A 9,813-nucleotide genomic window follows, 5' to 3' on the forward strand; every position below is an offset into this window, starting at 1 on the left:
TGGATGAGAGGACGGTGAGATGAACCGGGCACCGACAACCAACGGCGACGCCTCCGCGGCACTCGCCAAAGGTGGGTACGACGCGTACTTCGAACAGCTCGAGGGACCTCCGGCAGACGGCTCCGGTCCAGGACCGGCGAGCCCCCCCGGTGCTCCGGCCAGCGATAGGCCTTCGGTACCCGAGTCCCGGCCTGTGGAACCCGCGGCCGGTGAGGTCTCCCCGGCCGCTCCCGGTTCCTCCTCTTCTCCTGGTGTCGCCGCTCCATCGCCGAGCGCCGCACCCTCGGCGATATCCGGTCCCGCTCCGCAACCCGCCGCCGCATCCGCCGAATCCAATGGTGTCACCGACGGTGAGTTGGCCGAGCTGCGCCGGCGGGCTGCCGATACGCATCAGCAAGCAGCAGAAGCCGAGCGGCAGGCCATAGCGCAACGTCAACAGCAAGGAATGGCGGGGGCGGGCCAGGCTCCGGTGGGTTCCGCCGCCCCCCAAGCGGACCGGCCGTCCGCAGTGGAGACCGGCCATCACCCTGCACAGCCAGAGGCGGGTATCGCGCCCCCGGCGCATACCCAGTTCGCGAGCCGGCCCGAGTACGCGAACCCGGCGGTATCGCAGGGTTCGCCTACCGGCTACGTTGCGTCGCCGGGCGTTGCGCCTGTGCACTCCGCGCCGGACTATTCGCGAGTTCCCGATCGCATCAACCGGCAGGCATACGAAACCACCGGCCGCATAGAGGTGTTGCCGCCCGCGTTGGCGTCCGCGGAACTGCTGGCCGAAATCGCCGCAGTCCGGCAAGCGCATCTGCGTTCCAATGCGGGCGTGCGCGGAGCGCTCAACAAGGTCGGCTTCAATCTCGGGCTGTCGCCGGCGGAGCAACGCGCGGAGAGCCGGCGTACGCGGATCCGCAGGCAGCTCACCGCGCCGTACCAGATCGCGGTGGTCAGCGTGAAGGGCGGCGTCGGCCGGACCACGACCGCGGCCGGTCTCGGGTCGACCTTCGCCAAGCTGCGGCCCGACCGGGTGGTCGCCGTCGATGCCAACCCCGATTTCGGTGATCTGTCCAGCCGTACGGCCCGGCACCAGTTCGGGCTCACCCTGCGCGATCTCGCTGCGGCCGGCGACCGGCTGGATTCCTTTTCCGCCGTGCACTCCTACACCGCGGTCAATACCGCCGACCTCGCTGTGGTCGCCTCGCCCTGGAACACCGATGCGGGTGACGCATTGACCGGGGACGAATACCGCCACGGTGTGCAGATACTGCGGCGCCATTACAATCTGCTCGTGGTCGACTGTGGAACCGGAGTGCTCGATTCGTCGACCAACAGTGTCCTGCACACCAGTGACGCGGTGGTGGTGGTAACCCCCGCGACGGTCGGCGGTGTCACCGGTGCCGTCGCCACGCTGAACTGGCTCAGTTCCCACGGGTTCGACCAGCTGATCGCGAACTCCGTCGTCGCGATCGTCCGGCAGCATCCCGTCAAACCGACCGTGGATGTGGAAGCCATCGAGAAGTTGTTCGCTTCGGCCCAGCGGCCGACTGTGCAGATACCGTTCGACCCGCACCTCGCCGAGGGCAGCGAGATCGATCTGCGCATGCTCCAGCGGGAAACCGCGCTGGCCTTCGAAGATCTGGCGGCCGGATTGGCCGATGATTTCCCCGGCTATATGGCCGAGCCGTCCGGTGGTGGCCCCGGAGCCATGCGGTGACCGCAGTACAGACGGCGCCGCCCGCCCCGGGGGGTGCTGCCGCCCCGGCCGAGGTCGCGCGCGCCCGGATCGCCGTGATGGTTGCCACCTATCAGGTGGATGTGGTGGTGCCCACGAAGTTCACTGTCGAGACATTCATCGACGATCTGGTCGCCGTCCTTGCGGACGCGATCGATGACTCGGAGGTGGATTTCAGTCCGCCACAGGGACAATGGAGTCTGGCCCGGCCGGGTGAGCCGCCGATTCCGCGCTGGCGCAGCCTCGGCGATCACAACATCGTCGACGGTACGGTCCTGATGCTCGCGCCGGTCGAATCGGCCGAGGTGTTCACACCGGTGGTGGAGGACATCACCGACGCACTGGCCCTCATCAACGAACGTGAGTTCGCCGAGTTCGACGCCGATACCGCTGCGGTGGTGGGGCTGGCGGTCTTCGGGATCGGTGCGGTCGGCATCGCCACCATGCTGTCCTGGGCGTGGACCCGGACCGGGTCCCTGCTGTGGTGTGGACTACCGGCCCTGCTACTCGGGGTGTTGTGCTGGGCGGCGGCCGTGGCGATCCGGGGCAGTGGGGCCAAGCGGCGGGTCTCGCTGGGCGCCGCACTCGCGGCCCTTCCACTGCTGTTCGCCGGCAGCGCGATGCTGGTGCCGCCGGAATACGGTGAGCCTGGGCCGTTCGCCCCGGCCAATATCGCGGCGGGGGCAGTGGTCACGGCCGTCGCGGCGGTAGCGATGATGCGGTTGACGAGCTCGGGTATCGCGACTCTGATGAGTGTGTCGGTTCTCGGTATCACCGTAACTGCCGCGGTATTGCCGCTGACCTATTTCGACCTGGCTACCCGGCAGGTCGCCGGCGGCGCGGTATTCGTCGGTTTGGTGCTGCTCACCCTCGCGCCCCGGATTGCGGTGCTGATCGCGAAGATCCGGCCCCCGGACCTGCCCGATCCGGGCAACGAGGTCAACCCGGCGACACTCACCGATATCTTCGATGCCGAAACCCACAGAGATGTCGAGCGGGACGCCGAGGACGCGGCCTCCGCGGAACAGACGCGGCGCAGCCACGAGGTCGGCATCGAGAGCCGGGCGCGGCTGGCCGTGACGAGTCTGCGTGGGCTCATGGTGGCGATTTCGGTGCTTCTATCGGTTTCGACGGTGATCTGTGCGGTGGTGAGCCCGGGCGGGATCCGCGAAATAGTCATGGGCGCGGCGGTTGCCGGGATCCTGGCCATGCGCTCACGCTGGTACCCCGACCGTATACAGGCCATAGCGCTGATCGCCGGGTCGTCGGTGACCGTGCTCGGCGTCGCATCGGTACTGGTCGGGGCCTACGGAACTGCTTTCGCGCGCCTTGCCGTCGTGCTGATCGTGACAGTGATCGCCGCCGCCGCGTTGACGGCCGCTCTGCGTCTGCCCGGCAAACGGCTCACACCGGTGACCCGCAGGATCATCGACCTGATCGAGTACGGGCTGATCCTTGTCGTCCCCGTGATCGCCTTCTGGATCATGGGCATATACACCGCTATGCGAGGAATCTGATGGGACCGGGCAGGGCCCTGGCCGTGTCGTTGGCCGCACTCATCGTGTGTATCGGTACCGGGCCCGCGGCCGCGATGGAGCCGCCACAGGTCGTGGTGGGTGCACCACCGCCCGACGGTCCGCCCGGACCGGAACAGCCGACCGTGCAGGAGGCCGGCTGTCTGGGCACGGGTGTTCTGAAAGATACCGATATATCCCGGACACCACCTTCGGAATTGGCGTTGAACCTGGCCGATGCCCGCACCTTGAGCCGCGGAGCCGGTGTCACGGTGGCGGTGGTCGACACCGGAGTGGAGCCGCATCCTCGCTTGCCGACACTGGCGCCGGGCGGCGACTATGTGGCCGCGGGTGGGGACGGCCTCCAGGATTGTGACGCCCACGGGACTCTCGTCGCCGGGATCATCGCGGGCGCCGCCGATCCGGCGGACGGCTTCACCGGGGTCGCACCCGAGGCACGGGTACTCTCCATCCGCTATCGCTCCAGTGCCTTCCGGCCCGAACGCTTCGGGGGGGAAGATCGCGAGCGGGTGGCCAGGGAACTGCGCACACTGTCGCGTGCCATTGTGCACGCGGCGAACCTCGGTGCGGGAGTCATCGCGGTACCCCTGCCGATCTGCCTGGAAACCGATTCCGGTGCCGATCTGGGGGTGCTGGCGGAAGCCGTAGGATACGCCGTGCATTCCCGCGGCTCGTTGATCGTGGCCGGGGCGGGCAACACCAACGCCCAGGGGTGTGGCGATCAGAATCCCGGGTACGACCCGGCGCGGCCGGGTGATCCACGGAATTGGCGCGACGTCCGGACTGCTTCGGTTCCCGGGGTTTTCAGCGACTCGGTGCTCTCGGTGGGAATGACCACCGCGCACGGCACGGCCGTCGGTGAATCGCTCATGGGCCCGTGGGTGACGATGGCCGCGCCCGGAACGAGTATCGAATCTCTGGGCCCCGGTAGCCCAGGGTTGATCAACGGTGTCGGTACTCCCGGAAAACTGGGCCCGGTGGGCGGGTCCTCTTATGCCGCTGCGTACACCGCGGGAGTGGCAGCGCTGGTCAGGTCCCGGTACCCGAACGAAACACCTATCGAGATCACTGCTCGCCTCGCCGCGTCGGCCCATGCGCCGGCGCGTGGGGTCGACAACAAGGTGGGGGCCGGGCTCATCGATCCGGTCGCTGCACTGAGCTATCGCACGCCCCCCGAGCCCCCGGAGGGCCTGTTCGTTGCTTCGGGATTCGAGTTACCTCCCGCACCGCGCCCGCCGGACGCCAGACCAGGTATCACCGCCGCGATCGTGATCGTCGTGGCCGTACTGGTCGGCGCCGCCGCTACTTACGGAGTGAGCGCGCGGCGGAGGCAGCGGTGACGGTGACGGCCGAACGGCTGGTGCATGCACCCGATCGCCGGGTCGCCGGCGTGGAACGCGGTCCCTTCGCTGTGATGACAATCGGAGGCAGTGTGGTGGTAGCCGGATTGTCCGCGTATCTGCCACTGTGGGGTGCGGCGCTGATCGTGGCCGGACTACTGCTGACAGCGGTGATCCGGATCAACGGGCGAACCCCGGTCCGCTGGCTGCTCGATCGGCTCGAATTCCGGACGGGCCGGGAGCAGCGGGTTGCCCGGCTCATCGCACCGCTACCGGTGCACGACGTCGAGGTGCCGGCGGGACTGTGCGGTATCGCCGAGGACGGCGCCGTACTCATCGCCATGATCCAGCTCGCCCCGAACCTCGATCTGCCGACGGTGATCGCCGAACAAACCATCTACACCGAGGACACGGTTTCGGTCGAGAGCCTGCTACCCATGCTCGACCATTACGGGATCGATATCGATATCGATATCGTCACCACCGGACAACGTGTGCGGTCGGCGGGCAGTTACAGCATGCTCTACGACCAGTTGATCGGTTCGCATCCGGTTGTCGGTAACCGGCTGACCTGGCTGGTTCTGCGGCTGGATCAGGAACGTAACCTGAAAATGCTGGCACGCCGGGGCCCGTGCTCGGTTGTCGCCCCGAAAACCCTTGCCACGGCGGCACATCGGATCGCGGGGCGGCTACGCGAACGTGGCATGGATGCGCATCCGCTACCTGCGGAAGCCTTCGTGGACGCGACGCGTCTGCTCCATGTCGGTGCGGAACTGCCGGAGTTGACCGAGCAGTGGCAATCCCTGCAATCTTCGGTTCCCGGCCGGTTCGTCACCAGTTTCGGGATCGATTGGTCGGAACTGGACGAATCGGGTCTCGACGATTGCTGGACCTGGAACAGCGGGCGCACCACGCTGGTGGTGAGCCTGAGCGAGGCGGACGGCCCCCGCGCGGCGGTTCGCTATGTGGGCCCGGCGATGACGGAGACGTTGCCGGATTATCTGCGCCGGTTGCCGGGCCGCCAGGCGCTCGCACTGCGCGCCACTCTGCCGACGGGCAGTTCCCTGCGCGACCTCACCCGTGACGAGCGGACTGTCGAGGAGGCACCTCCGGAAATGGCAGCCGGTCTGTCGGTGGCGATCGGTCCCAACGGCCAGATCCTGGGCGCCATCACCGGGCAGCCGCGCCACCGGCTGGCGCTGCCGCTGTTCGACCCGGCCCGGTACAACCCCCGGCGGCGGGCAGTGGACGTGCAGGCGATGCTTCCGGTGGCGCAGCAGCTGGTGCTGCGCGCCACAGTGGTGGGCGCCGATATCGAGGTGCATACGAGCCGCCCGCAGCGCTGGCAGCATTTGGTCAGTGCAGTAGGCGATACCCGCTCGCTGCGGTTGGCCGATGTCGATAGCGGAATTACCGAGACCGACGCGACCATCGCCGTTTTCGACCAGCTACCACCGCAGGTCTCTGCGGCGCCGACCACGATGTCCATCAGTGATCCGGGGAGTCCGCGGCGGGGTTCGGTGGATCTGGCCATCGAACAGGTGGGTGAGGCGCAGCTGGATGTGCGGATCCCGATGCGTACGGTTCGGGTCAATCTGGTGGAGCCGCGGGGCGAGACCCGCTATCTCGACGACAACGACCGGCCGCCGCCGGGCGCTGTGGTGGTACAGAGCTCCGATCGTACGGTTCCGGTGACCCGGCCGCATGGACATCCCACCCGTTGACAAGGGCAGAACAGGTAATCTCGATGACCGTGGTAGCGGATACCGAAGCGGGCAGCGCACGATTCGACAACTCGGAGGGAGCGCAGGAGCACACTCCACGACAAGCCGCGGCAGCCATTTTTTCCAGCAGGTTGTCGGAGCTGATCGCCGAATCGGTGGTTTCCACCGAGGACGGGTCGACCCGCGGGCTGACCTTGTATTCGCTGGCGCAGCATCTGGAGCTGGCCTATCCCGACGTGCCGGTATCGCAGTCCGGTCTGTATCGGCTCATCCACGGTGATGCCATTCCGCGGCTCGATCTGATCATTGCCTTGGCGCGGGTGTTCGATGTGCCGCCGGAGTATTTCGTCACCGCCGAGAAACCGCGGTGACGGACCGATCCGACCCATAATCATTCCCATTTTTGGGAATGACCCGGAGGGGGATGGTCGCTGAGCCGATACCATCTGGGCTATGCCCGATGCGGATTCCGGAGATGTATTTCTCCGCAATCGAGGCGCGATCCTGGATGCCCTGCTGGCGGATCCGGCTTTCGGGCTCACCGATCAGCCGGCCGGCCGGTCCGAGGAGCCGGTGGTTGTCGGCGCCCCGCCCGTCCGGGCGAGTTTCGACGAATCATTGCTCGGTCAGGCCCCGGCCCCCGCTGCGGAGTCCCGTCCGGTGGATTACGCTCGCTCAACGGGTCGGGCCGAACCCGAAACCCCGGCCGGGGAGCCGGATTCCGATCCGGTGCCGGTGCCGGTGTCGCGGCCGTCGCGGCGGTCCACCGCGGGGCCCTCGGCCAGTGAGCGAATCAATGCCCTGCTCAGCGGCCAGACCTTGGGAACGGAAACCGGCTCGTCGCTGGCCACCGAGAACGCCGGACGGGTTGCGGATCGGCTGAACGCCTCCGCCGCACCGGAAGCCGAGCCGGAGCGGCCCGCGGAAACCGATTCGTCGGCTTCGCCCCGGCAGTCGCCACAGGAGATGGCCCGGGAGGCGGCCGAACAGCTCCGGAAGCCCCGGGTGGCGCTCGCCGTGGCCGCAGTGGTCGCCTTACTTGTCGTGGTCCTGCTGGTGGTGACCGGTGGTGAAGAGGAGTCCGGCGGCACTCCGCTGGCTGTCACCGCGGCGCCCACTCAGGCTCCACCGGCCACGGAACCGTCCGGTAGCGGCACGATCATGCCCAAGGCTGCGGAATCGAGTTGTCCGCCCGGCGGCACCGACGGTATGGATCCCTTTTCCGGGGAACCGGACAAGGCGTGGTCTTGCCCGCGGGCCTACAAGATCGACGGTCAGGTCTTACGGATCGATTTGGGGCAGGAGTACGAGATCGACTCGATCGGTATCGTCCCCGGCTGGGATCATGTCGGAACCGACGGTGCGGATCAGTGGACGAAATACCGGACGGTGAGCCGCGTTTCCTATCAGTTCGACGATGAGGACAGGACCACTTACACCCAGGAGACGCTGGATCAGCGCTCGCTGGTCGTCACCCGGATCGAACCACCGCTGAAAACATCCGAAATCGTGCTGACATCGTTGCGGAGTACCGGTCCCCGGTCCGTCAATACTGTCGCCATCTCCTCGATCATCATCACCGGGCAGTGAACCGGTCATGAGAGGGAGGATGCGGTGATGACATCGGTACGCTGCCAGTACTGCGGCCATACCGCGGGGGCGGCTGTCCCTGCCTGTGCCAACTGTGGTGCGCCGTTGCCGGACGCGCACGCGGTGGGGTCGCCGGGCGGTGCCGGCGGGGGCGTGACCCCCGGGGGGCTGGGTGCGCATCTCGCCGAGATGAGCGGAAGGGCCGGCGGGCCGATGTCGTGGCCGGGCGTGCCGACGGGGCATCAGCACCCCGATCCACCGGTTGACGGCACCCATGACCCCGCAAGCGGCGCTGCCACGCACTATCGGCACCGCGGTGTCCTGGGCTCTCTGCGCTCACGGGTCGCGGGAGAAGCGGAAGCTGTTGTCGCGGCGCACCATCCGAAATGGCAGTGGCGTGCGGCGGGTGGTGTCGCGGTGGCGGTTCTGCTGGTGATGGCGTTCTTGATGGTCAAATCCTGTGCGCTCACCGCCCCGCCGCTGTCCGTGCCGCCCGGACTGGGGGGCGTGTCCGCGCCGGGCGATCCGCTCGCCGTGCTTCCGGGTCCACTGCGGGAAGCTACTTGCCGGCCCCACGCCGAGACCGACGGTGTGCGTAGTTGTGTGCTCGAGGCCGGTAGTCCGCTGCTGGCCGGTGGGGTAACAACGGGCGGCCGGGCGCTGTCGTTCCAGGTGCACAGCGCCCAGCCGGCCCTGCTTGCGCAGGCCATCGACCAATGGCGGGCCGCCAGTAGCGAAGTGGTCGCCGATGGAGAAGTGTTCGCGGCGATCAGCGCATCATCGGCGGTCTGGTTCGCCGATACGAATTCCGGACTGCGTCTGGATACCGGTGCTTTCGCCGGTCCTGCTGCTGCACGGACCTTCCTCGTGCGGTCGGGTCTGCTTCCGGATTGAGTGCTACTGCCCGGCAGGCCGGTTGCGGTCTGTTCGCCGGAATTCTGTGTTGCCGCAGTGCTTTTCCCGGGAGCACCACAGAGGGTCGCATGCACGTCTCTAACGTACCGCTATACAACGGCACAATAAACACGTAGAGTGCCTGGTATCAGGCTCGAACCCGAAGCGGAAAGGCGCGGATCACGGTGACGACAATTCAGGACACAGTTTCGCCGATACGATTCCGGATTGATCCGAGCGAGTTGGGTACAGCGCGTTTCCGGACCGCCCTGTACCGGACGGCGGACGCTCCGCCGGGGGAGTGGCGGTTCACGCTCTACGCCGCCGGCGAGGGTGTCTCGCTGAGCCGGGTCTTGCCCGTACTGCACAGCCTCGGCGTGGAGGTTGTGGACGAACGGCCCTATCAGCTCGAATCCATCGGCGACGGATCCGAATGGATCTACGATTTTCGGTTACGGGTCGTCTCGGCCGTATTACGCACCCAGCTGGACCCCGAACTCGAAGCCGATCTGGGCCGCCCGGCCGATTCCGCGGACGACGGTATCGCCCGGCGGTTCACCGCGGCGTTCGAAGCCATGTGGTTCGGGTCCGCGGAAATCGACGCGCTCAACGAACTGATCCTGTGCGCGGGTCTGCATTGGCGCCAGGTCGTCATACTGCGGACCTACGCGAAATACCTGAAGCAGGCCGGTTTCTCCTACGGCACCGCCGGGATCACCCGGGTACTACTCGCCAACCCGGAGATGTCGCGCGGTTTCGTCCGGCTCTTCGAGGCCTATTTCGATCCCGACGGCAGCGGGGAATCCGCGCCCGGCATCGCGGAATGGCTCGAGGCCGAGATCGACGCTGTGGTCAGCCTGGACACCGACCGCGTACTGCGAACGGTACTCGGGGTCGTCGCAGCGACACTGCGCACCAACTACTTCCGGCGTGACGCCGAAGGTGAACCGCCGGCCCATCTCTCCGTCAAATTCGATCCGCAATCCATCGGAGTGCTGCCGCAGCCA

Annotated in this window: 8 protein-coding genes; all 8 read left to right on the top strand. The window is 67.2% G+C overall.

Annotated elements, in window-relative coordinates; translation table 11 throughout:
• The first annotated feature begins 19 nt into the window (after positions 1–19).
• Positions 20–1,705: a CpaE/TadZ family protein gene (locus NS6_RS32995; protein WP_245669600.1), complete on the top strand. Its 1,686-nt coding sequence runs from the start codon at positions 20–22 to the stop codon at positions 1,703–1,705.
• Positions 1,702–3,240: a type VII secretion integral membrane protein EccD gene (gene eccD / locus NS6_RS33000; RefSeq protein WP_068050191.1), complete on the top strand. Its 1,539-nt coding sequence runs from the start codon at positions 1,702–1,704 to the stop codon at positions 3,238–3,240. Before NS6_RS32995 ends, eccD begins: the two co-directional genes overlap by 4 nt.
• Entirely contained in the window at positions 3,240–4,598 is a 1,359-nt protein-coding gene (gene mycP, locus NS6_RS33005; protein ID WP_068050193.1) for a type VII secretion-associated serine protease mycosin, read from the top strand. The genes eccD and mycP overlap by 1 nt, the downstream gene beginning before the upstream one ends.
• On the top strand, positions 4,595–6,322 hold the full coding sequence (eccE, locus tag NS6_RS33010) for a type VII secretion protein EccE (RefSeq protein WP_068050195.1): 1,728 nt from the start codon (positions 4,595–4,597) through the stop codon (positions 6,320–6,322). The genes mycP and eccE overlap by 4 nt, the downstream gene beginning before the upstream one ends.
• A 23-nt stretch (positions 6,323–6,345) precedes the next feature.
• Complete coding sequence (locus NS6_RS33015; protein WP_068050198.1) at positions 6,346–6,693, top strand: helix-turn-helix domain-containing protein; 348 nt, start codon at positions 6,346–6,348, stop codon at positions 6,691–6,693.
• An 82-nt stretch (positions 6,694–6,775) separates the two neighbouring features.
• Positions 6,776–7,912, top strand: coding sequence for a hypothetical protein (locus NS6_RS33020; RefSeq protein ID WP_068050200.1), 1,137 nt, complete (start codon positions 6,776–6,778; stop codon positions 7,910–7,912).
• Between the two features lie 27 nt (positions 7,913–7,939).
• On the top strand, positions 7,940–8,806 hold the full coding sequence (locus tag NS6_RS33025) for a hypothetical protein (RefSeq protein WP_068050202.1): 867 nt from the start codon (positions 7,940–7,942) through the stop codon (positions 8,804–8,806).
• Between the two features lie 242 nt (positions 8,807–9,048).
• Positions 9,049–9,813: NAD-glutamate dehydrogenase domain-containing protein (locus NS6_RS33030; RefSeq protein ID WP_245669601.1), on the top strand; the 765-nt coding region annotated here is incomplete at its 3' end.

It is taken from the genome of Nocardia speluncae NBRC 108251, from assembly GCF_001613245.1.
GTDB lineage: Bacteria > Actinomycetota > Actinomycetes > Mycobacteriales > Mycobacteriaceae > Nocardia > Nocardia speluncae.